General features: G+C 73.9%; 18 protein-coding genes and 1 tRNA gene. 3 read left to right on the top strand and 16 right to left on the bottom strand.

The annotated features are described in order from the left end of the window. Positions 1–422: 422 nt before the first annotated feature. Positions 423–1,667 carry a phosphotransferase enzyme family protein gene (locus QOL15_RS05560; RefSeq protein WP_065963860.1) on the bottom strand — a complete coding sequence of 415 codons (1,245 nt, stop codon included), beginning with the start codon at positions 1,665–1,667 and terminating at the stop codon, positions 423–425. An 80-nt stretch (positions 1,668–1,747) separates the two neighbouring features. Between QOL15_RS05560 and QOL15_RS05555 the strand changes: the two genes are divergently transcribed. Further along, on the top strand, positions 1,748–2,938 hold the full coding sequence (locus QOL15_RS05555; protein ID WP_175473119.1) for an aromatic acid exporter family protein: 1,191 nt from the start codon (positions 1,748–1,750) through the stop codon (positions 2,936–2,938). 122 nt (positions 2,939–3,060) lie between these two features. Here the strand turns inward: QOL15_RS05555 and QOL15_RS05550 are convergent, their stop codons facing one another. Beyond that, positions 3,061–3,375, bottom strand: a complete 315-nt coding sequence (locus QOL15_RS05550) for a hypothetical protein (RefSeq protein WP_071245840.1) — start codon at positions 3,373–3,375, stop codon at positions 3,061–3,063. 235 nt (positions 3,376–3,610) lie between these two features. On the opposite strand from QOL15_RS05550, the gene QOL15_RS05545 reads away from it, so the two are divergent. Next, a complete protein-coding gene (locus QOL15_RS05545; RefSeq protein ID WP_065963855.1) occupies positions 3,611–4,288 on the top strand; it encodes a response regulator transcription factor in 678 nt (225 codons plus the stop codon). After that, positions 4,285–5,823 (top strand): cell wall metabolism sensor histidine kinase WalK, encoded by a 1,539-nt coding sequence (locus tag QOL15_RS05540; RefSeq protein WP_083393846.1) that lies wholly within the window; start codon positions 4,285–4,287, stop codon positions 5,821–5,823. Before QOL15_RS05545 ends, QOL15_RS05540 begins: the two co-directional genes overlap by 4 nt. Before the next feature lie 42 nt (positions 5,824–5,865). Here QOL15_RS05540 and QOL15_RS05535 read toward each other — a convergent pair whose 3' ends face one another. The 14 genes from QOL15_RS05535 to rpmA all read right to left on the bottom strand — a co-directional run bounded on the left by QOL15_RS05535 (position 5,866) and on the right by rpmA (position 22,263). Next, complete coding sequence (locus QOL15_RS05535; protein WP_071245837.1) at positions 5,866–9,282, bottom strand: error-prone DNA polymerase; 3,417 nt, start codon at positions 9,280–9,282, stop codon at positions 5,866–5,868. Positions 9,283–9,328: 46 nt separating this feature from the next. Then, on the bottom strand, positions 9,329–10,876 hold the full coding sequence (locus tag QOL15_RS05530; RefSeq protein WP_370692466.1) for a DNA polymerase Y family protein: 1,548 nt from the start codon (positions 10,874–10,876) through the stop codon (positions 9,329–9,331). A gap of 152 nt (positions 10,877–11,028) precedes the next feature. Continuing rightward, entirely contained in the window at positions 11,029–11,943 is a 915-nt protein-coding gene (locus QOL15_RS05525) for a hypothetical protein (RefSeq protein ID WP_217637640.1), read from the bottom strand. 161 nt (positions 11,944–12,104) lie between these two features. Then, positions 12,105–13,718 carry an anthranilate synthase component I family protein gene (locus QOL15_RS05520; RefSeq protein WP_071245835.1) on the bottom strand — a complete coding sequence of 538 codons (1,614 nt, stop codon included), beginning with the start codon at positions 13,716–13,718 and terminating at the stop codon, positions 12,105–12,107. Continuing rightward, positions 13,697–14,620 (bottom strand): aldose 1-epimerase family protein, encoded by a 924-nt coding sequence (locus tag QOL15_RS05515; RefSeq protein ID WP_071245833.1) that lies wholly within the window; start codon positions 14,618–14,620, stop codon positions 13,697–13,699. The genes QOL15_RS05520 and QOL15_RS05515 overlap by 22 nt, the downstream gene beginning before the upstream one ends. Positions 14,621–14,849: 229 nt before the next feature. Continuing rightward, a tRNA-Ala gene (locus QOL15_RS05510) sits at positions 14,850–14,922 on the bottom strand. 134 nt (positions 14,923–15,056) lie between these two features. Next, positions 15,057–15,449, bottom strand: coding sequence for a ribosome silencing factor (gene rsfS, locus QOL15_RS05505; RefSeq protein ID WP_071245831.1), 393 nt, complete (start codon positions 15,447–15,449; stop codon positions 15,057–15,059). Positions 15,450–15,631: 182 nt separating this feature from the next. Next, positions 15,632–17,116 carry a hypothetical protein gene (locus QOL15_RS05500; protein WP_071245829.1) on the bottom strand — a complete coding sequence of 495 codons (1,485 nt, stop codon included), beginning with the start codon at positions 17,114–17,116 and terminating at the stop codon, positions 15,632–15,634. Continuing rightward, positions 17,113–17,712, bottom strand: coding sequence for a nicotinate-nucleotide adenylyltransferase (gene nadD, locus QOL15_RS05495; RefSeq protein WP_065960247.1), 600 nt, complete (start codon positions 17,710–17,712; stop codon positions 17,113–17,115). Before nadD ends, QOL15_RS05500 begins: the two co-directional genes overlap by 4 nt. Positions 17,713–17,723: 11 nt before the next feature. Continuing rightward, positions 17,724–17,924 (bottom strand): hypothetical protein, encoded by a 201-nt coding sequence (locus QOL15_RS05490; RefSeq protein ID WP_065960243.1) that lies wholly within the window; start codon positions 17,922–17,924, stop codon positions 17,724–17,726. Positions 17,925–17,967: 43 nt separating this feature from the next. After that, complete coding sequence (locus tag QOL15_RS05485; protein ID WP_065960241.1) at positions 17,968–19,233, bottom strand: glutamate-5-semialdehyde dehydrogenase; 1,266 nt, start codon at positions 19,231–19,233, stop codon at positions 17,968–17,970. Positions 19,234–19,413: 180 nt separating this feature from the next. Continuing rightward, complete coding sequence (gene proB, locus QOL15_RS05480) at positions 19,414–20,232, bottom strand: glutamate 5-kinase (protein ID WP_065960240.1); 819 nt, start codon at positions 20,230–20,232, stop codon at positions 19,414–19,416. 49 nt (positions 20,233–20,281) lie between these two features. Next, entirely contained in the window at positions 20,282–21,796 is a 1,515-nt protein-coding gene (obgE, locus tag QOL15_RS05475) for a GTPase ObgE (RefSeq protein ID WP_071245827.1), read from the bottom strand. A gap of 215 nt (positions 21,797–22,011) precedes the next feature. After that, positions 22,012–22,263: a 50S ribosomal protein L27 gene (gene rpmA, locus QOL15_RS05470; protein ID WP_065960235.1), complete on the bottom strand. Its 252-nt coding sequence runs from the start codon at positions 22,261–22,263 to the stop codon at positions 22,012–22,014. Between the last annotated feature and the right edge of the window lie 4 nt (positions 22,264–22,267).

Here is a 22,267-nt window from a genome sequence, read left to right as displayed (position 1 = left end):
CCGGTGGAGCCCTGCGGACCGTGCCGTCGTGCACCGCTCGGTACGCGACACGTCGGTCCGCGCCGGGGTCCGGCGCCGTCGCACGCACGTGGCGCCCCACTGGACGCTCACGGCCCGGCCCCCGCGTCGGTCAACCGACCGACCGCCGCATCCGGAATCGACGCGGCACGCGAGCACACGGTGCGTGCTCCAGGCAGTTTACTCCCCGACCCCCGACGGCGGCGACTCCCGCGTCCCCGCGCGCGTCGCGCGCACGGGACGGGAGGCGCGGCGCCGGGCGCCACGCACCTCCGGACCGCGCACGGGACGGACGGGAGGCACGGTGCCGGGCCGCCACGCGCCTCCCGACCGGCAGCCGGACCGACCGGAGGCACGGTGCCGGGCCGCCATGCGCCTCCCGACCGGTGCGGAGGGTCGTCGTCTCAGACCTGCGGTGCGGACCGCGGACGCACCAGACCGTCGGACGGCAGCACGGGTGCAGCGTCGGCGAGCGCCGCACGTGTCGCCGCGAGCAGGTGCTGCGCGGTCTGCACGCCGTTGGCGGACCCCGTCGTCGCCTGCCCGCCGGCGTGGGCGAGGAGCTGGGCACCGATCGCGGGGCCGATCCGCTCGGCCTCGCCGGGGTTCCGCGCGACCCAGTCGCGCGCCACGGCGTCGGCGAGCCGCTCCGCCGCTGCACCCCGTTCGGCGTCGCCACGTGAGCGGTGCCAGAGCGCCGTGACGACGAGGTGCGCGACGACCGCACCGATGTCGCGGACCGGGAAGCCCCAGCCGGCGGTGTCGATGTCGAGCAGCCCCGAGATGCGCCACGGCTCGTCCTCGTCGACGAACACCTGCTCGAGGTGCAGGTCGCCGTGCACGACCTGGCGGGTCCCGCTCCCCCAGCTCACCGAGCGCCGCCCGATCTCGTCGTACAGGGCGTCGATCTCCTCGGCGTCCTGCGGCAGCGCGGCGACGAGCGTCCGGCGGTGCCAGTCGGCGTGGTCCATGGCGTCCGCTCGGGCCTGCTGCGTCATCGGCACGGTCGCGATGCGGCCGGTCAGCGCGGCGAGCGAGGCGACGAAGCGCGGGTCGTCGGCGATCTCGGTGATGCGGCTGCCGGCGGGGACCCCGCGGATCCGCTCGAGCACGAGCAGGCCGTCCCCGCGGCTCGAGAGCACGCGCGGGACCGGGAGCCCGGCCGCGACGAACTGCTCGTGGGACTCCACGATCGGGGCCACCCGGTGCGGGCGCACGATCTTGAGGAAGAGGGTGCGTTCCGGGGCGTCGACCCGGACCACGGCACGCTTGCCCGGACGGTAGGCCGCCACGGACAGCACCGGGTCGGTGACCGGCATGCCGATCCCGCCGAGCAGGTCGGTCACGGCGTCGCGGTACGTCACCTGCGGGAGCACCGGCAGCCCGGGGTCGTTCGGGTACGCCCACACCGACACCGGGTCACCCGTGACCGGGTCGGTGACGATCGCGCTGTTCTGGTCGTGCGTGCCGCCGGTGTCGACGTACGTCAGGACCGTGGCGCGCTGGCCGGCGCGGTCGACCGTGTCGACCTCGTAGCCGTAGAGGTACCCGTTGCCGGAGGGTTCGACCGAGTGGGCGCGCGCTGCGACGACGGAGGTCCCGGAGCCGGCGAAGGCCTGCGGGATGACGCGCTCGTGGTTGGGCCACACGGGACCAGTCAACCGTGCCCGTGCGGATTCGTCGCCATCGTGCACGGCTCGGCGTGCGGCTCGTGGCTACCGTGGTGGTCGTGAACCCGGTCGCGCGCCTCCGCAGTTCCGCCCGCACGCCCTTCCTGCAGGTCGTGAAGACGGCGGTGGCCGTGGTGGCCGCGGTCCTGCTCTGCCGGGTCCTCATCGACGGACCGTTCCCGACGTTCGCCGCGATCGCCGCGCTGCTCGTCGTGCAGCCGAGCATCACCCAGTCGTTCGTCAAGGGGCTCGAACGCAGCGCCGGGGTCGTGCTCGGCGTCGTGCTCGCGACGGGGTTCCACCTGTGGCTCGGCGACGGCGTGTGGGTCGTGCTCGTGGTGATCGTGCTCGCGATCCTGCTCAGCTGGGCCCTCCGGCTCACCCCGACCTCGGCGACCCAGGTCGGCATCAGCGGCATGCTCGTGCTGACCGCCGGGGTCGTCACCCCGAACTACTCCGCCGACCGGATCCTGGAGACCGTCGTCGGTGCACTGGTCGCGCTCGTGGTGAACGCGCTCATCGTCCCGCCGGTGCTGCTCGAACCGGCGCACCTCGCCGTCGCCCGGCTGGCCCGCGACACCGCCGCCGCGTTCGAGCGGATCGCGATCGGCCTGACCGAGGGGTGGGACGAGGCCCGGTGGCACGAGGCCCTGCTGCAGGCCCGGGCGCTCCGCCAGCAGCACGCGCGCACCGAGGCCTCGCTGACCGCGGCGGGCGAGTCGCTCACGATGAACCCGCGCGGCGGCCGGCACCGCACGATCCTGGAACGGGACGTCGCCGTCACCGAGCACCTCCGCGTGCTCGTGACCCGCGTCACGGGCATGACCCGCGCGATCCGGGACAACACCGCCGAGGACCTGCGCGCGGACCCCGTGGTGGGGAGCATCGCCACCGAGGTCGCCCGCATCGGGGCAGACGTCCGGTCGCTGAGCGCACGGGTGGAGGCCACGCGGCTCGACGCCCGGGACGAGGGAGCGCGGCCGGACGGGGTCGACGGTCTCCGTGGTGCGGGTGGGGTGTCGGACGGCACCGACGCGGCGGGCGACGGCGACAGTGGTGCGGGCGAGGCCGTCGGCGGTACCGGTGCGCGCGACGGCGGCGGTGCGGTCGCCGGGTTCGGTGTCGCGGAGCCCGCGCTGACCAGGCCGATCCGGGTGGTCCGGCCGAACTCACGGCACTGGGTGCTCATCGGGGCGCTGCTCGAGGACATCCGACGGGTGCGCGAGGAGCTGCTCGGCGAGGACGACTGAGGCGCGGGGCGCGGGCCGTGCCGCCGTCAGGTTTGCGCGTGCACCGCGGCGGCCGCCGTCAGGCCCGCGCGTGCACCGCGGTGGCCGCCGTCAGGCCTGCGCACGCACCGCGGTGGCCGCCGTCAGGCCTGCGCGTGCACCGCGGTGGCCGCCTCGATCGCCGCCTGTGCGATGTCGTCCCACACCGCCGGCGCCCCACCCGGACCGGAGGCGGCACCGTCGACCGACGCGAACCGCTGCACCTCGGCCACCACGACCTCGGCACCGGCGACCCGCGCCGCTCGGCTGGCGGCGTCGGAGACGCTCGTCAGCAGGTCGGCGAGGACGCGGTCACGCCGCGAGCCCTCCAGCTCGCCGAGCACCCCCAGGCCGGAGCGGGCCGCGACGAGTTCGGCGCGCAGTCGGACGAGGGCCGGGTGGGCCGGCTGGTCGTTCATCGTTCCCCCAAGAACCACATGAGGGCCCGTCGGGTACGGGTCCTCGCGGGGAACCCTAGCAACGAGCTGTGACATGCTCCCGCCCCAGTCCGTGGGACGCACGTCCTACCCCTGTCCACGGGTCGCCCGGACCGCAGACGCACAGAAGTCACTGTGACGAGATTCAGCGACTTCGGAGCCGCCACTGCCCCCGGGGCCCGGTTCGATGCCACGATGGGGTCCGAGGAGGTCGATCATGCGCCTGTTGGTGGTCGAGGACGACGACGAGATGCGCGCGCTCATGGAGCGCGGGCTCGCTGCGGAGGGGTACCGCGTCACTGCGGTCGAGAACGGTGTGGAAGCGCTCATCGCGCTCGGCGAGCAGGGGTTCGACCTCGCGATCGTCGACGTGATGATGCCCGGCATGTCCGGGTTCGAGCTCGCCCGACGCATCCGCGAACGCGAGGACCCGGTGCGCATCCTGCTCGTCACCGCGCGCGACGCCGTGGACGACCGGGTGTTCGGCCTCGACGCCGGAGCCGACGACTACCTCACCAAGCCGTTCGCCTTCGCGGAACTCACCGCCCGCCTGCGCGCCCTCGGCCGGCGTGAGTCCGCCGGTGCGCCGCGCACCATCGAGGTCGGCGACGTCGCGATCGACTCCGAGGCCCGCCGGGTCTCGATCAAGGGCCAGCGCGTCGCGGTGAGCCCGACCGAGTTCGCCCTCCTCCGCCTGCTCGCCCGCTCGGTCGGCACCGTGGTCGACCGGCCGAAGATCCTCGAGGAGGTCTGGGACGGCTCGCAGCACGTCGACCCGAACGTCGTCGAGCAGTACATCTCGTACCTCCGCAAGAAGCTGACCTCGCACGAGGCGACGGTCGCCATCGCCACCGTCCGCGGTCGCGGGTACCGGCTCGACCTGCTCGGGGCGTGACCGACCCCGCGCCCAGGGCCGGGACCGACCGCGTCCGCAGCGGTCTGCCCCGGCCGCTGCGCGTGCTCTCCCTGCGGGCGCGGATCACGATCGGCTCGACCGCGATCGCCGCCGTGGTGATCCTGCTGCTCGTGCTCGTCATGCGGTTCCAGGTCGTGAGCGTCGTCGCGAGTGCGACCCGGACGCTGCTCGACGCCGACGTCGACCCGTACGTGGCGACGCTCGAGGTCGACAGCGACCCGGACCTGTCCGCGCCGGGCAACGCGCAGCTCGTCGCGGTCGTCGACCCGTCCGGCAAGATCCGGCTGTCGACCATGCCGCCCCGGGTCGAACGCGCGCTCGGCAGCCTCACCTCGACCAAGGCCGGCACCTCGCTCATCGACGTCTCCGACTCCGAGTACCGGGTCGTCATCGAGCACCCCGTGAACCAGGCCGGGCGGTGGACCGTCGTCGCAGCACGCAACTCCCAGGCCGAGGCGATCGTCGTCGACGACCTCACCACGACGCTGTCGCTCACCGGGCTCGCGATCCTCATCGCGTTCGGGGTCGCCTCGTGGGCACTCGCCACCGCCGCCCTGCGGCCGGTGAACCGGATGCGCCGTGAGGCCGAGCGGCTCTCGGTCGCCCCCGAACGCGCGGAACTGCCGGTCGGCCCGGCGCAGGACGAACTGGCCTCGCTCGCCACCACCCTCAACGCGTTCCTCGCCCGCACCCGCCAGGTCACCGAGCGCGAGCGCCAGATGGTGTCGGACGCGAGCCACGAGCTCCGGACGCCCCTGGCGATCCTCACCACCCAGCTCGACCTGGCCTCGCTCGACGGGGACGACGCCGCTGCGCTCGCCGCCCACATCGACCGCGCCAAGCGGAGCGTCGCCCGGCTCTCGCGTCTGGCGAACGACCTGCTCACGCTCTCCCGCATCGAGGAGTCGGAGCGCCGCGAGGAGGACGGCGTCCAGCAGACGACGACCGCGTGGTCCGACCTCGGCGACGAGGTGATGGCCGCGGTGGACCGTGTCCGCATGATCGCGTCGGCGAAGGACGTCACGGTCGACTTCGACCTCGAGCCGCCGACCCTCTCGTCGGGCAGCTCGTCCGGGGCCACCGGCGCGGGCACGAGCGACACTGCGTCCGCCGAACCGCGGTACCGCCTGGACACCGGCGGCATGGCGCAGCTGGTCACCAACACCGCCAGCAACGCGGTCGCGGCGTTGCCCCGCGGCGGCGGCGTGTACGTGTCGTGGCGCAGCGACGGCACCGACGGCGTCCTGCAGATCACCGACGACGGACCGGGCGTGCCCGAGTCGTTCATCCCGGTCGCGTTCGACCGGTTCACCCGTCCCGACGAGGCCAGGACCTCGCGCCGGGACCCGGACCCGGCGACGGGCGGGGTCCCGATGCCGGGCGGCTCCGGCCTCGGGCTCGCGATCGTCCGTGCGATCGCAGAACGGGCGGGAGGCACGGCGTCCCTCCGCAACGTGCGTTCGGGTGGTCTCGAGGTCACCATCCGGGTGCCGGCGGTGCCCGCCGAGGACTGAAGCCCGTCGCACGCGCGAGGCGGCCGCCGGGGCCGACCGCGGTCACTGGAAGTCCCGCGACCGTGTCCGGACGGCGAGCGGCAGGTGTTCGATCCGGTCCGCGACGACGTTGACCACACCGTCCGGGGACCGCTCGAGGATGCCCCGCACGATCACCGCGGGTGACTCACGCGCCACCCGTCGGTAGCGTCCCCACACCCCGACGCTGCAGATCACGTTCACCAACCCGGTCTCGTCCTCGACGTTGAGGAACGTGATCCCCGACGCCGTCGCGGGCCGCTGCCGGTGGGTGACGATCCCGCCGACCTCGATGCGACGCCCGGACTCGGCCGTCGCGGTGTCCTGCACGCTGAGCACGCCGCGGGCGAGGAGCCGGTCGCGGAGGTGCCCCACCGGGTGGTCGTCGGTCGTCATCCCCGTCGACCACATGTCCGCGATGAGCACGTCGCCGCTCGTCATCTGCCCGAACAGCGGCGGCTGCACGGTCACCTGGGTGTCCGGGAGCTGGTCGGGGCGCTCGGCGGCGGCCTGGGCAGCGGACCACATGCCGCTCCGGCGGTCGATCCCGAGGCCCGCGAAGGCGTCTGCGGCCGCGAGGGCCTCGAGCTGCGCGGTGCTCAGCCGGACCCGTCGGGCGAGGTCGGACATGTCCGTGAACGGTCCGTGCGCCGTGCGTTCGGCGACGATGGCCTCGGCGCTCCGCCGCCCGAGCGACGCCACCTCGGCCAGCCCGAGCCGGACCGCGAACGCACCGTCGCGTCGGTGCTGCGCGGTGTCGTCGGGTGCCGAACCGTCGAACGGCAGCACCGGGGGCTGCTCCTCGGCCGTGCAGGCGTCGAGCCCGGTCGGCGCGGTGTCCGCCGTCCCGTCGAGGGGCTCCAGCGTCGCGTCGACCCCCGACAGCAGGACGTCGGGACGCAGCACCTGCACGCCGTGTCGACGCGCGTCGGCGACGAGCGTCTGGGGTGAGTAGAACCCCATCGGCTGCGCCCGGAGCAGTGCCGCCAGGAACGCTCCCGGGTAGTGCAACCGCATCCACGCGCTCGCGTACACGATGAGCGCGAAGCTGATCGAGTGGCTCTCGGCGAAGCCGAAGTTCGCGAAGGCCTGGATCTTCGCGTAGATCGCGTCGGCGTCGTCCCCGTGGATGTCGTTCGCCGCCATGCCGAGGTAGAGCTTCTCGCGCAGCCGCTCGATCTTCTCGAGTCCGCGCTTCGACCCCATCGCCCGCCGCAGCAGGTCGGCGTCGTCGCCCGAGCACCCGCCCACGGCGATCGCCATCTGCATCAGCTGCTCCTGGAACAGCGGCACCCCGAGCGTCCGCTCCAGCACGGGCTCGAGCGCCGGGTGGATGTAGGTGATCGGTTCCTCACCGGTACGTCGTCGGATGTAGGGGTGCACCGCGCCGCCCTGGATCGGCCCGGGGCGCACCAGGGCCACCTCGATGACCAGGTCGTAGAAGCGCCGGGGCAGCAGCCGCGGGAGCGTGCCCATCTGCGCCCGGGACTCCACCTGGAACACCCCGATCGTGTCGGCACGGCAGAGCTGGTCGTAGACGCCCTGCTCCTCCTTCGGGATGGAGTGCATGTCCCAGCGCTCCCCGCAGTGCTCGTCGGCCAGGTCGAACGCGTACTGCAGCGCCGCGAGCATGCCGAGACCGAGCATGTCGAACTTCACGAGCCCCATGTAGGCGCAGTCGTCCTTGTCCCACTGCAGGACCGTGCGGCCGTCCATCCGGGCGTGCTCGATCGGCACGACCTCGCCCACCGGCCGGTCCGTCAGCACCATGCCACCGGAGTGGATGCCGAGGTGCCGCGGGAACCCGAGCACCTGCTGCGCCATGTCCACCACGGTGTCGGGGATGTCGTGGTCCTGGCTCTCGGTCACCGAACCCCAGCGCTCGACCTGCTTCGACCACGCGTCCTGCTGCCCGGGACTGTGCCCGAGGGCCTTCGCCATGTCGCGGACGGCGCCCTTCGGCCGGTAGGTGATGACGTTCGCCACCTGCGCGGCGTTGAACCGGCCGTACTTGTCGTAGACGTACTGGATGACCTCTTCGCGCCGGTCGGAGTCGAAGTCGACGTCGATGTCGGGCTCCTCGTCGCGCATCGCCGACAGGAACCGCTCGAACGGCAGCCCGTACCGGATCGAGTCGACGGCGGTGATCTCGAGCAGGTAGCAGACCGCCGAGTTCGCCGCGGAGCCGCGCCCCTGGCAGAGGATCCCGCGGTCGCGGGCGAACTGCACCATGTCGCGCACGATCAGGAAGTAGCCCGGGAAGTCCTTCTCCTCGATCACCGAGAGCTCGCGTTCGATGCGTTCGCGCTTGAGCGGGTCGATGCCGTCCGCGCTGCCCGGGTAGAACCGACGGGCGCCGCGCCAGGTGAGCTCGCGGAGCCACGACATCGTCGTGTGCCCCGCCGGGACGTCGACGTCGGGCAACCCCGGCTTGGCGGCCCGCAGCCGGAAGCCGAGCGCGTCGGCGAGGTCGACGGTGGTCGCCACCGCGCCGGGGTACCGGGCGAAGCGACGGGCCATCTCGGCCCCGGACCGCAGGTGTGCGGTCGGGGCGGCGGGCAGCCAGCCGTCGGCCTCGTCGAGGCTGCGCCGCGCCCGCACCGCGGCGAGTGCGGTCGCCACGGGGAAGCGGTCCGGGGTCGCGTAGTGCACGTTCCCGGTCGCCACGACGGGCAACGCGTGCCGGGCAGCGAGGACGGACAGGGCGTCGTTGCGGGCCGAGTCGAGCGGGTCGCCGCGGTCGGTCAGCTCGACGACGACCCCGGCGGTGCCGAACCGGTCGAGCAGCGTGCGCAGGGCCTCGTCGGCCGCCGACTCGCCCCCGCGCTCGAGCGCCTGCCGGACGGCCCCCTTCCGGCAGCCGGTGAGGACCCGCCAGTGCCCGTCCGCCCGGGCCGCGAGGTCGTCGAGGTCGTACTGCGGGCGCCCCTTCTCGGCCCCGGGTGCGAGGTGTGCCCGCGTCACCGCGGCGGCGAGCCGGTGGTAGCCCTCCTGGCCGTCGGCGAGCAGCAGCAGGTGCGTGCCCTCGGGATCGGGCACCCCGTTCTGCGGCTCGGTGAGTCCCAGGGACAGCTCGGTGCCGTAGACGGTCGCCACCGTCGGGTACGCCTCGGCGACCTCGGCCATCCGGGCGGCACCGTAGAAGCCGTCGTGGTCGGTGAGCGCCAGCCCGTGCAGGTGCAGTCGTGCGGCCTCCTCGACCAGGTGCTCGGGACCGCTCGCGCCGTCGAGGAAGCTGAACGTCGAGTGCGCGTGCAGCTCGGCGTACGGGACGACCGGTTCGGCGTCCTCGGAGGGCGCGGGCGGCGGGACGTACCGGGACCGCTTGCGCGACCACGCGGGACTGTCCCCGCCGTCGCCGGCGTGTGTGCTCTCGGGACGCTTGTCCGACAGCGCCCGCTCGAACTGCGACCACGGGATCGGGGGGTTGCTGTAGCCCATCAGCACTCCTCGTCGTCGGGACGGGGGCCCACGTCACGGCCGCGGTTCACGTCGCGACCGCCTCGGCCCACCAGCGGTGGTCGGCCAGTACCAGGTACCAGGCACGACCGTCGCCGTCGACGAGCTGCAACCGGTGCAGCCGCCGCCCGCCCGACTCCCACCAGCGCACGACGAGCGGCCAGGGCCCGGCCCACGCGGTGACGGGGGCGAACCGTCCGCCCCGCTCCCCCTCGGCCCGGAACCGTTCGGGCGCGCCGGTCAGGACGCCGCGCTCGTCGACGTCCACGGAGCCGCCGTCGGTCGTGACGACGTCCACCGGGCGGGGGCGTTCGAGCACCGTCGCGGGCGGGGGGCCGGGCAGCTTGCCGGGCCACGGGCGGTCCCGGACGGTCGCCAGGGCACGCTCACCGCCCACGGGGGCGTCGCCCCACGGCACGAGCACGACACGCTCCGCCAGGGTGCGTCCGCCACCGACCCGCGGGGTGACGACGCCCTCGTGCCCGACGAGCCCCTGCACCCGGGCCAGGGCGTGGTGCACGCGCTCGTCGGGTCCCGTGCCCCACAGCCCGCGTTCGTGGTTCGCGGCGTCGTCCACCGCGGCCGGCTCCAGCACGACCTGGACGACGGGCGCCTCGAGGCCCGAGGGGTCCACCCCGCCGGCCAACTGCCAGCGCACCCGGTCGACCACGTCGGCGGCGTCGAACCACCGCGGGTGGACCCAGGTGCGTTCGAGCAGCAGGTCCCGTTCGTCGACGATGCCCACGCGGATGGTCGTCGCGACGAGCCCCGCGGAGCGGAGCCGGGCGGCGAAGTCGTCGGCCGACCGGCGGAACGCGAACGCGATCTGGTCGGCACGGTCGAGCGGCGGCTCGAACGACGCCTCGACACGGAGCTCGGGCGGCACCTCGCGCGCAGCGACCTCGCGTGGGTCACGGCCCCCCGCGAGGCGGTGCAGGAACGCCCCGGGGACGCCGAACCGGTCACGCACCTGCTCGTCGCCGAGCGCGGCGAAGTCCCCCAGGGTGCTGATCCCCAGTCGGCCGAGCAGCATCGCCAGGTCGACGTCGCCGAGCACGCCCAGCGACAGGTCGGCGAGGAACGCAGCGGACCCGCCCACGGGCACGATCCGCACGCGCTCCCCCGGTCGCACCGGACGTGCCCGGGCGGCCTGCTCGGCGGCGAACGGGGTGTCGGCAACCCCGGCGCGGACACCGGGGGCACCGTGGTCGGCCGCGATGCCCGCGAGGGTCGCCGCAGCCGCACGCTCGCCGCCGTAGTAGCGCGCGGGACCGCGGGAGCGCAGCGCGACGGTGCCGGGCCGCAGGACCTCGACCCCGGGGACCGCGGTCTCGATCGCCCGGATGACCGGTTCGAACGCCCGGTGGTCGAGTGCGTCGTCGTACGGCTGCACCACGAGCTCCGGGCAGCGCGCCTGGGCCTCGCGCACGCGGAGCCCGCGGACGACCCCCTGCTGGCGGGCGCTGGCGGAACTCGCGTAGACCTCGCCCTTGGCGACGAGTGCGAACGGCTGGTCGGGCGGTGTCCCCGCTGCCCGGGCAGCGGCGATCACCGGCCAGTCGGGGCACCAGAGCACGATCGTGCGGGTGGGCGGGGGTTCGGGCAGCGCTCCGCCCCGGGCGACGGCGTCGGCTCGGACCGTCGCCGGTCCGGGGACACCCGTCCCGGTGCTGCGGGGCGACGCGGCCCGCGTGCGGGTGCCCCGGGGCCGACCGCCGCCGCGCGGGGTCACGACGCCACCGCCACGGGACGCAGGACGCGGGACGCGCCGCCGACCGAGCCGGCGGTGGTCACGGGCTCGACCGGGCGCACCGCGCCGTCGGCGGCGGGCAGGAGCAGTTCGGCGTGCACCGGACGTCCGGCGCCGGCGCGGCCCGAGGCGGTCACGGTCGCGCGACGCTCGACCAGGTGTCCGTACCCGTCACCGATGCCGCTCCACACCGAGTCCGTCACCTGCAGCGTGACGTCGGCGCCCGGCCACGAGCCCAGGGCCACGAGCGCTCCGCCACGCTGCCGCAGGCGCGCCGACAGCCGGGACACGTCCCCCGGCACCACGCGGCCGAGCGGTCGCGTGAGCACGATCTGGGCGACGTCGGCGAGTGCCGCCGTCACGGTCAGCCACTGGTCGCCCGGGTCCGGGACGAGCACGAGCCGCTCGAGGTCGATCCCCATCGCCGCTGCCGCCTCGACCCCGAAGGAGGGCACCCCCACCACCGCGCACCAGGCCCCCTCGGCCGAGGCCGCCTGCAACATGGTCATCGCGAGCAGCACCGACTCCTGCACCGCGTAGGCACCACCGACCCGGATCGCCCCACCCGGCAGCAACGGTTGCAGTGCCGGAGCCGTCGGGAGCCCCTGTACGTCGACCCGCGTGGCCTCCATCTCGGCGACCCGGGACCGGAGCGCCGTGATGCGGTCGAGTGCGGCACGGGCGTCCCCGAGGTGGTCGACACGGCGCACGGGACGGGCCGGGTCCGAGCGCACCTGTTCGGTGCGCGTCGGCTCCGGACGCACCTGGTCGGGGTCCGACAGGTCCGTGTGGATCCGGTCCGGATCGGGGCGGGCAGGTCTGCTGCGTCCGGACGTCTCGCGCCCGGACGACAGGAGTGCCGCCGCCGTCTGCATGCCCTCATGTTCGAACATGTGTTCGATCATGTCAACCGGGTCCGACATCCTGTGGACAGTCAGCCCGAACGCACGTTCGACACGCCGGTGATCCGCGGATCGCGCAACGCGAGTACACGCGCGCACGAGCCCGAACCCGCCCGCGCGCGCACGAACCCGAGCACCCAGGCCCGCGCCCGTCACCAGCGCCCGACGACCCCCAGCCCGCCGAACACCGACCGCGTCTTCGTCTCGACCTCGTCCGCCTCGTCCGCCGCCACCGAGGACCACGTCACCGCTCCCCCGGCCCCGAAGGACCGGGACCGGACCGTGCCCGCGTCGTCCAGGACCGTCACCAGTGTCCGGATCACCACCGACAGGTCGACGGTGCCGTCCGCCGAGAAGTACCCGACCGCTCCCGAGTACACCCCGCGCGGCGCACCCTCGAGGCGGTCGGCGATCGCGGTCGCGCTGCGCTTCGGTGCGCCCGTCATCGACCCCGGCGGGAACGCGGCACGGACCGCCTCGGCCCGCGACGCGCCCGGCGGCAGCTGCGCCGACACCGTCGAGACGAGCTGGTGCACGCTCGCGTAGGTCTCGACCGCGCAGAGCCGCTCGACGTGCACCGAGCCGGGCACCGCCGAGCGCAGCAGGTCGTTGCGCAGCAGGTCGACGATCATGACGTTCTCGGCGCGGTCCTTGCCGCTCGTCGCCAGGTCGGCCCGCACCACGGCGTCCCGGCCCGGGTCCGGGTCGCGACGACGGGTGCCCTTGATGGGTTCGGCGAGGACCCGCCCGCCGGCGTCGATGCGCAGGAACCGTTCCGGCGAGCGGCTCGCGACCCGGAGCGGTCCGAGCCGCAGGTAGGCGCCGAACGGCACCGGGTCGACGGCGCGTAGCCGCAGGTACTCGTCCAGGTGCGGGTCCGTGGCGGGCCCGACCCGCGCCTCCAGGCCGACCGCGAAGGCGGTGGTGAGGCACACCTGGAAGGCGTTGCCCTCGCGGATCTCCGCACGGCAGGTCTCGACCGCGGTCTCGTAGGCGGCCCGCGACACGCGCCCGGTCGCCACACCGGTCGGGAGGCCCGTGGCCGCGCCCGCCCCGCCGGTCACGCCCGGCACCCCGGTCACCGCACCGGCCGGGAGGCCCGTGGTCGCGCCCGCGTCCACCGCGGCGGCCGGTCGCGTGGTCACCTCGTCGAGCCACGCGCGGTTCGCCGTGCTGGCCGCGCCTGCCGCACCGTCCGTGTCCGTGCCCGCTTCCGCGTCCGCGCCCGTGTCCGTGTCCGTGTCCACGACGAGGGCGAGCGCCCACGCGCCGCCGTCCGCGTCGACCACGACGGCCCGGTCCACGAACCGCAGGTCGGCGTCCGCGTGCTGCCCGGCGGTCCGGTCCGGCCCGTCGGTCTCACGGCCGAGCTCGTACCCGAGGAAGCCCACCCACCCCAGCGCGAAGCCGCACCCGGCGATCGGCGCGGTGCAGGCCGGTGTGCGTGCGAGCAGGTCCCCGAGCGTCGCGAACGCGCCCGCGTCGACGCTCCGCGAGGGACCGAACCACGCCTCCGCGGCCGGGGACACGTCGAGGAGTGCACGACGGTCCTCGTGCCGGAACCCGGCACCGAACGGCCCGCCGGTCAGGGCGAGGACGGACCAGCGGGCCCGCTCACGTGCGGCGTCCGGTGCGCCGTCGGGCAGGGCGGAGTCGAGCCAGACGACGTCGCCGGCCGCCGAGGCCGCGAGGGAGCCGAGGTCCGGGGTCCACCCGAACCGGCGGACGAGCGCCCGCGCTCCGGTCAGACCGCGGCGATCGTCCACGAGGCGGCGTGCGAGGCGTGCGGCTCGAGCACGACGAGCCCCGACTCCTCGCCGGTGTTGAAGGCGTCCGGCGCGCACGTCATCGGCTCGACGGCCAGGCCGACGCGGTGGTACTCGGGGACGACGTGGTCGGCGGTGTGCACCTGCACCCACGGGCACTCGGGACCGAACGCCACGCGGACGCCGCGGCCGTCGGCACCGGTGAGGACGATCGTCGCGACCCCCTCGCCGCCGCGGTCGAAGTCGGTGTAGGCGTGGTCGATGAAGCGGTCGCCGATCGGGGTCGCGGTGCGGAGGTCGAACTCGTCGTGCACGTCGGCGAGGCCGGTCGGCACGAGACGGTCCTCGGTCACCTCGAGCACCCGGGCCGCCGGCAGCGTGAGCGTCCAGTCGTCGACGCGCCCCGCGCCGCCGACCAGGTACGGGTGCGGACCGGTCCCCCAGGGCGCGGACTCGTGCCCGGTGTTCGTGCCGGTCACGGTGGTGTGCAGACCGTCGGCGTCGACGCGGTACTCGACCAGGACGTCCACGCGGTACGGGTAGCCCTCCTGCGCGGCGACCGTGGTGGCGAGGACGGCACGGTCCGGCTCGTGCGCGACCGTGCGGAAGTCCGTCCACGCGACCAGACCGTGCAGGGCGTGGTGGCGCTTCGGCTCGGTCAGGGCCAGCTCGTGCTCCCGGCCGCCGAACGTGTAGCGGCCGTCCACGACCCGGTTCGGCCACGGAGCGAGGACCGCGCCCCGGAAGGCCGGACGGACCTCGTCGGCGTCGAACGGCACGACCAGGTCGCGGCCCTCGTGCCGGAGGGTGCGCAGCGATGCCCCCACCGAGGCGATCTCGGCGGTGTAGCCCGCCGCGGTGATCGTCAGGGCGGAACCGGACAGGGGCGCGTCGTTGCTCATGCGGATCAGCGTAGCGGGAGCGTGGCGACGGTACGGAACCACCGCGGGGCCGTGGAACGGCACCACCACGGGTCGATCGGGGCCTCGGGGCATCAGGGAGCGACCGGGCCCCGGGAACGCCAGGAGCTCGGGGACGACAGGCGCTCGGGAGCGACAGGCGCTCGTGAACGACAGGCGCTCGAGAACGACGAAACCCCACCGCTCGTGAGCGACGGGGTTCCGGTGTGGGTGGATCTGAGGGGACTCGAACCCCTGACCCCCTGCATGCCATGCAGGTGCGCTACCAGCTGCGCCACAGACCCAGGTCACGGTGCAAGTTCTCACTTGCTCGTGTGGTGTTCCTCCGAACCGGAGGCACCATGGAAGCGTACACCATGCGAACGCCGGGTGACGTAATCGAGCTCGTCACCCGGGCGCGTCGCGTGTGGTGGCCCGATCAGGCGGGCTGGTCGGCGGCGGCGGACTGGTCCACCGGCAGCTCGAGCGGGATGGTCGGGCAGTCCGACCAGAGACGCTCGAGCGAGTAGTACTGGCGGTCTTCCTCGTGGAAGACGTGCACGACGATGTCACCGAAGTCGATGAGCACCCAGCGGCCCTCGGCACGGCCTTCGCGACGGAGCGGCTTGGCGCCGTCGGCGAGGAGCCGGTCCTCGATCTCGTCCGCGATGGCGAGCACGTTGCGCTCGTTCCGGCCGGTCGCGAGCAGGAACACGTCGGTGAGCTGCAGCGGCGCGGTCACGTCGAGGGCGACGAGGTCTTCGGCCTGCTTGGCGTCAGCTGCCTGGGCGGCGAGCTGGACGAGTTCCACTGCACGGGGAGAGGCGGTCACGGAGTCCTTCCGGTCGTCGGACCCGCAGCGTGCGGACCCGTGTGATGGGTCCCGATCATAGGCCACCCCACCGACAGCGGCCAGGCAACGGGCTCGGGGGACGATCGGACCGGCGACGTCGATCGCCACCGGAGTGCGTCTGGTCGGACCACCACGGGGCGGTCCGGACGGGGAACGGCCGGTCAGCCGCCCATGTGCGTCGTGACCAGAGCCACGATGATGACCGCAGCCGCAGCGAGGCCCACGGCACCGACCGTCACACCGAGGATCACCGGCGTGCGGGACTCCTTGGGCTTGGCGGCGGCGAGGACGACCTGTCGCGTCGAGGTGTGGCTGGAGATGGCGCGGCTCGCACGGACCGGGCTCGCGTCCGTCTCGGGCTGCTCGTCGTGCTGCTCGAGCAGACGGTCGACCTCGGCGCCGTCGATCGGTCGGTGCGACCCGGTCGAGGACAGCGACGCGGGCAGGTCGATCGACCCGGTCAGGATCACCTCGCCCGTGGCGTTCAGCGCGCCGGTCGGGTCGGCCAGTGCGGAGTCGGGGAGCACGATCGAGTTCGTGTTCTGCACGGCGACACGGCGGGTGCCGGTCTCCTCGTCGTGCACCTCGGCGTCGTTCGCGTCGTCCGCGAGCTGCGACCAGTGACCGGCCGGCGGGGTGAACGCCGTCGTCACCGGCTTCGGCTCGACCGGACGGGCGAAGGAGGCCGGCACGCGGGGCGCGTCGTCGGCAGAGGCCGGGCGTGCCGACGCGGAGGTCGGGCGCTGGACCGGGACCTCGTTCGTGTCGTCGTCGAGCGACAGCGGGAACACAACCGGCGTCGACGAGGTCGGCAGGTCGGTGCCGGGCGTGGTCGCGGTGTCGGCGGTGTCCGCGTCAGCGTCCTCGTCGGGCGACGACCACGTGGACCGGTGCCGGCGGGGCTCCTCGGCGTGTGCCGCGGCCTCGCTGAGCGGCTCGAGGTCGTCCGGCGAACCGTCGGCCTCGGTCGCCTGCGCGACGGCGGCCGCGTCGAGCCGGACGGTCTCCCCGGGCTCGGGGGCGGACGGCACCGACGGGGTCGGCGTCGAGCCGACGGGGGCCGCGGGCGACGGCACGGAGGGGGCGTCCTGCGCCGAGGGCGCCGGGACGGCCGCACGCTCGGGAGCTGCCGGCGAGGGTGCTGCCGAGGCCGGGCGCACGGGGGTCGGGGGCTCGTCGGTGTCGAGCCGGTCCACGGAACCGAGGACGTCCTGCACGGTGCGGTCGGACGACTGCGGGGTCGGTGCCCGCAGCGGGACGGGCTGGACCGCCTGTCCCTCGGCCTCACGGCGCAGACGGAGCTGACGACGCGTCAGCCCTCCGGTACCGGGGACGATCTCGGTCGCCGAGGCCGGTGCCGGGCTCGCGGGTGACGGCGTGGACGACGAGGGGTCGCCGGACGCCTCGGCGCCGGAGGCCGGGGCGAGCGGGAACGCACCGGGCGTGCCCTGGGCGGACCGCTGCGCCGGCCCGGAGGGCGACGGCGCGACGTGCGAACCCGGGCGGCGGCGTTCCTCGCTCGGCTGGTCGGCCTGCGGCGTGACGGTCGGCGGGGGCGTGACGGGCTGCGAACCGGCTGCGGCGGCACGCTCCCGCTCGCGCGCTTCGCGCCGCGACAGTGGCGGCTGCGCGTCGGACGAACTCATGCAACGCTCCGATACAGATGGTGCTTGGAGATGTACTGGACGACACCGTCGGGGACCAAGTACCACACGGGTGACCCGCGCCTGACCCGGTCGCGGCAGTCGGTGGACGATATCGCCAACGCGGGGACTTCGAGCAAGCTTACGTCGCGTTCGGGCAGTCCGGTGATGCTGAGGTCGTGTCCCGGCCGGGTGACCGCGACGAAGTGCGCCAGGTCCCACAGCCCATCGTGGTCCTTCCAGTCGAGGATCTGCTGGACGGCGTCCGCGCCCGAGATGAAGACGAGCTGGGCATCGGGACGCTGCGCGTGCAGGTCACGGAGCGTGTCGACCGTGTACGTCGGTCCGGGACGGTCGATGTCGACCCGGCTGACCGTGAACATCGGGTTCGACGCCGTCGCGATGACCGTCATGAGGTACCGGTGCTCGGCGTCCGTGACGTCCGACTTCATGTACGGCTGGCCGGTGGGCACGAAGACGACCTCGTCGAGGTCGAAGGCGCGCGCGACCTCCGACGCCGCCACGAGGTGTCCGTGGTGGATCGGGTCGAAGGTGCCACCCATCACACCGATGCGTGGGCGCCCCGTGCTCTCGAGCATCGAGCCGGAGGTCAGTGCTTGGTGTGACCGAACTCGTCCACACCCGTCTCGTGGTGGCGGGTGGCCTCGAACTTCTGGGAGTGGCGGTACGCGACGTCGCGGAAGCTCCAGGTCACGAACCCGAGGAACGTGAAGAAGAGCGCGGCGACCATGGGGAAGACGAACGCGGGGACCCCGGAGGAGTGTTCTGCGGCTTCAGCGAGGAAGGTCATCGGACCGGTGCTCCGTTCGATCGGGGGGAAGACGCCGCCCAGTCTAGCCGCGGATCTGTCCCTGACCGCGCACGATCCACTTGGTGCTCGTGAGTTCCGGCAACCCCATCGGCCCACGGGCGTGCAGCTTCTGCGTCGAGATCCCGACCTCGGCACCGAAGCCGAACTCGCCACCGTCGGTGAACCGTGTCGACGCGTTCGCCATCACGACGGCCGAGTCCACCTGGGCCAGGAAGCGCTCCGCGGTGTCGACGTCGTCCGTGACGATCGACTCGGTGTGGTGCGTCGACCACCGCGCGATGTGCGCCATCGCCTCGTCGACGTCGGCCACGACGCGGATCGAGAGGTCGAGGTCCATCGACTCGGTGCCCCAGTCGGCCTCGGTCGCGCGGAGCACCCCCGGGACGATCGTGCGGGTCGCGTCGTCACCGCGGAGGGTGACACCGGCGGCACGGAGGCGCGCGGCGAGCACCGGGAGCAGGCGTTCGGCCGCCGCCCGGTGCACGAGCAGGGTCTCGAGGGCGTTGCAGACGCTCGGCCGCTGCACCTTGCTGTTGAGCACGATGTCGACCGCGCGGCCCTCGGGGGCGGAGGCGTCGAGGAACACGTGCACGACGCCGGCGCCGGTCTCGATCACCGGCACCTGCGACTCGGTGACGACGGTCTGGATGAGCGACGCGCTCCCCCGCGGGATGAGGACGTCGACGAGCCCGCGGGCACGCATGAGCTCGGTCGCCCCCTGACGCCCGAACTCGTCGATGGTCTGGACCAGGTCCTCGGGCAGGCCGACGGACCCGAGCGCGGCACGGACCGTGTCGACGAGCACCGCGTTGGTGCGGAGGGCGGCCGATCCCCCGCGCAGGACCACCGCGTTCCCGCTCTTCAGGCCGAGCGCGGCGATGTCCACGGTGACGTTCGGACGGGCCTCGTAGATCGCGCCGACCACGCCGAAGGGCACACGCACCTGCGACAGCTGCAGCCCGTTCGGCAGTCGTGACCCACGGACGTGCTGGCCGACCGGGTCGGTGAGCCCCACGACGTGCTCGACGGCTGCCGCGAGGGCCTCGATCCGGGTGGCGTCGAGCCGCAGACGGTCGAGCAGGCCGGAGGACAGGCCGCTCTCCTCGCCCGCCACGAGGTCCTGGTGGTTGGCCGCGACGATGGCGTCGGTGTCCCCGCGCAGCCGTGCCGCGACCGCGCGCAGTGCGGCGTCCTTGACCGACGTCGTCGCGGTCGCGAGCACGGTGGACGCGCTGCGGGCGGCGACCAGCTTGTCGGTGAGGGTCGGGGCGGGTGCGGTCAGCGACATGGTCCGATTGTAGGAGCGGACGGGCCGGACGTGACCTCCTGCGTCGGTCCGGTGGAGGGCATCCGTGCCAGGCCGCCCTGTGGAGGAGGAGCCGGCCACGCGAGGTGGCCGCGACCCCGCACGCGACGAACCGGACCCTTCCGGCCGCACCGCGCCTCCCGACCGGTGGACCAGGTCGGGTCAGCCCCGCGGAGCCGGGTGGAAGAAGGTGCCGACCTGCTCGCCGGCCAGCGCGCGCTCGACCAGGCCGGTCGCGGTCACGAGCACGGCGGTGCCGGCCTCGGCGGCGAGCCGGGCAGCGGCGACCTTCGTGGCCGCTCCCCCGGTACCCACGCCGGCCGCTCCCGACGCGCCGAACGTGACCCCGGCGAGCTCGTCACCGAACGGGACGTCGTGGATCGGCCGCGCGTCGGGGTGCTCCGGCGGCCGCGTGTACAGCGACTCGACGTCGGAGAGCAGCACGAGCGCGTCGGCACCGAGCAGGCGCGCGACGAGGGCGGCCAGCCGGTCGTTGTCGCCGAAGCGGATCTCGTGCGTGGCCACGGTGTCGTTCTCGTTCACGATCGGCAGGACCCGCAGCTCGAGCAGCCGGTCGACGGCCCGTTGCGCGTTCACCCGGTGCGTCGGGTTCTGCATGTCCCCCGCGGTGAGCAGGACCTGGGCCGCGACGACGCCGTGCCGGTCGAGCTCCTTCTGGTACCGGAACATCAGGAGGTTCTGCCCGGTCGCCGCGGCCGCCTGCTGGGTCGCGAGGTCGTCCGGGCGGCCCTCGAGCCCGAGGAACGGGAACCCGGTCGCGATGGCGCCCGAGGACACGAGCACGACCTCGGTCCCCCGGGCGTGCACGGCGGCCAGGGCGTCGACGAGCGCGCCGATCTGGCCGGCCGCGTCGCCGCTGACCGACGACGAACCGACCTTGACGACGAGGCGCCGGGCACGCGGGACGTCAGCCCGCTCCAGCACGGCCCCGGTGTCGGCGCGGTCGGTCGTCTCGGTCATCGGTCGTCGGTCCCTCGTCGGTCGGGGCTGCTGCGTCGGCGGACCGCCGTCAGCGGCCGTCCTCGTCGTCGTCGGCCCACAGGCCGGCGATGCGCTCCTGCTCGAGCTCGGCGCGCGCCGCCGCCTTGGCGTCCATGCGCTCGAAGTAGTCCTCGCGGCGCTCGTTGCGGGTCGGTCGCGAGGACCCACCCACCCGGGAGTCGGTGCCACGCGCGCTCGTGATGAGCTCGGCGGTCGAGGTGAGCGTGGGCTCCCAGTCGAAGATCATGCCCCCGTCGCCACCGATGACGACCGTCGACCCGGAGACCGCGCCGGCCTTGAACAGGCCGTCCTCGACGCCGAGCTTGGCGAGCCGGTCGGCCAGGTAGCCGATCGCCTCCTCGTTGGTGAAGTCGGTCTGCACGACCCAGCGCTCGGGCTTCTCGCCGCGGACGCGGTAGAAGCGGTGCTCCTCGCCGCCCTCGGCACGGACCGTGAAGGGCTTCGCGTTGACGGCCTTCGGGCGGAGCACGATGCGCTCCTGCTCGGGCACGGCCGGACGGGCGGCGCGGGCCTGCTCGACGACCTCGGCCAGCGCGAAGGTCAGCTCGCGCAGGCCGGCGCGGGACGCGGTCGAGATCGGGAACACCCGGTAGCCGCGGTCCTCGAGCTCGGCCGTGACGAACTCGGCGAGTTCGGCGGCCTCGGGCACGTCGACCTTGTTCAGGGCGACGAGCTGCGGACGTTCGAGCAGCGGGGTCTGGCCCTCGGGGACCGGGTAGCGCTCGAGCTCGCCGAGGATCACGTCGAGGTCGCTCAACGGGTCGCGGCCCGGGTCGAGCGTCGCGCAGTCGATGACGTGCAGGAGCGCCTCGCAGCGCTCGACGTGGCGCAGGAACTCGAGGCCGAGGCCCTTGCCCTCCGACGCGCCCTCGATGAGACCGGGGACGTCGGCGACCGTGAAGCGGACCTCGCCCGACTCGACGACGCCGAGGTTCGGGGTCAGGGTCGTGAACGGGTAGTCGGCGATCTTCGGCTTCGCGGCCGAGATCGCGGCGATGAGCGAGGACTTGCCGGCGCTCGGGAACCCGACGAGTGCGACGTCGGCGATGGTCTTCAGCTCGAGGCTGACGTCGCCGGTCCACCCGGGTGTCCCCAGCAGGGCGAAGCCGGGGGCCTTGCGCTTGGTGGTCGCGAGGGCCGCGTTGCCGAGGCCGCCCTGACCGCCCGGTGCGACGACGACGCGCATGCCGGGCTCGGTCATGTCCGCGAGCACCTCGCCGCCCTCGTCGTGCACGACGGTGCCGATCGGGACGGGCAGCTCGAGGGTCTCGCCGCTCACGCCGCTGCGCATGTCGCCCATGCCGGGCTGGCCGTTCTTCGAGGAACGGTGCGGCGAGCGGTGGTAGCCGAGCAGGGTCGTCACCTGCGGGTCGGCCACGAGCACGATGTCGCCGCCGTCACCGCCGTTGCCGCCGTCGGGCCCGGCGAGGGGCTTGAACTTCTCACGGCGGACCGAAACGCAGCCGTTGCCGCCGTTCCCCGCGGTGAGGTGCAGGGTCACGCGGTCGACGAAGGTCGCCATGGTTCCACTCCTTACGGTGCGGGCAGGTGTGCCCGCGAGGGTGCGGACAGGTGTGTCCGCGAAGGTGCGGGCAGATCGGCCCGCGAGGGCGCGGGCCGGTGTGCCCGCGAGGGTGCGGGCCGGTGTGCCCGCGAGGGTGCGGACAGGTCGGCCCGCGGAAAGCGAAGGAGGGGCGGGCACTCGGCCCGCCCCTCCAACTGAGAACGCTTCGTCGACTACGCCGCGACGATGTTGACGACCTTGCGGCCGCCCTTGGTGCCGAACTCGACCGCACCGGCCGAGAGGGCGAACAGCGTGTCGTCGCCACCGCGGCCGACGTTGGCGCCCGGGTGGAAGTGGGTGCCACGCTGGCGGAGGATGATCTCCCCGGCGTTGACGACCTGGCCACCGAAGCGCTTCACGCCGAGGCGCTGTGCGTTCGAGTCACGACCGTTGCGAGTGGAGCTCGCACCCTTCTTGTGTGCCATCTTC

It is taken from the genome of Curtobacterium sp. MCBA15_012, assembly GCF_001864935.2.
In the GTDB taxonomy this organism is placed as follows: Bacteria; Actinomycetota; Actinomycetes; order Actinomycetales; family Microbacteriaceae; genus Curtobacterium.
This window is presented reverse-complemented; position numbering and strand designations above follow the sequence as displayed.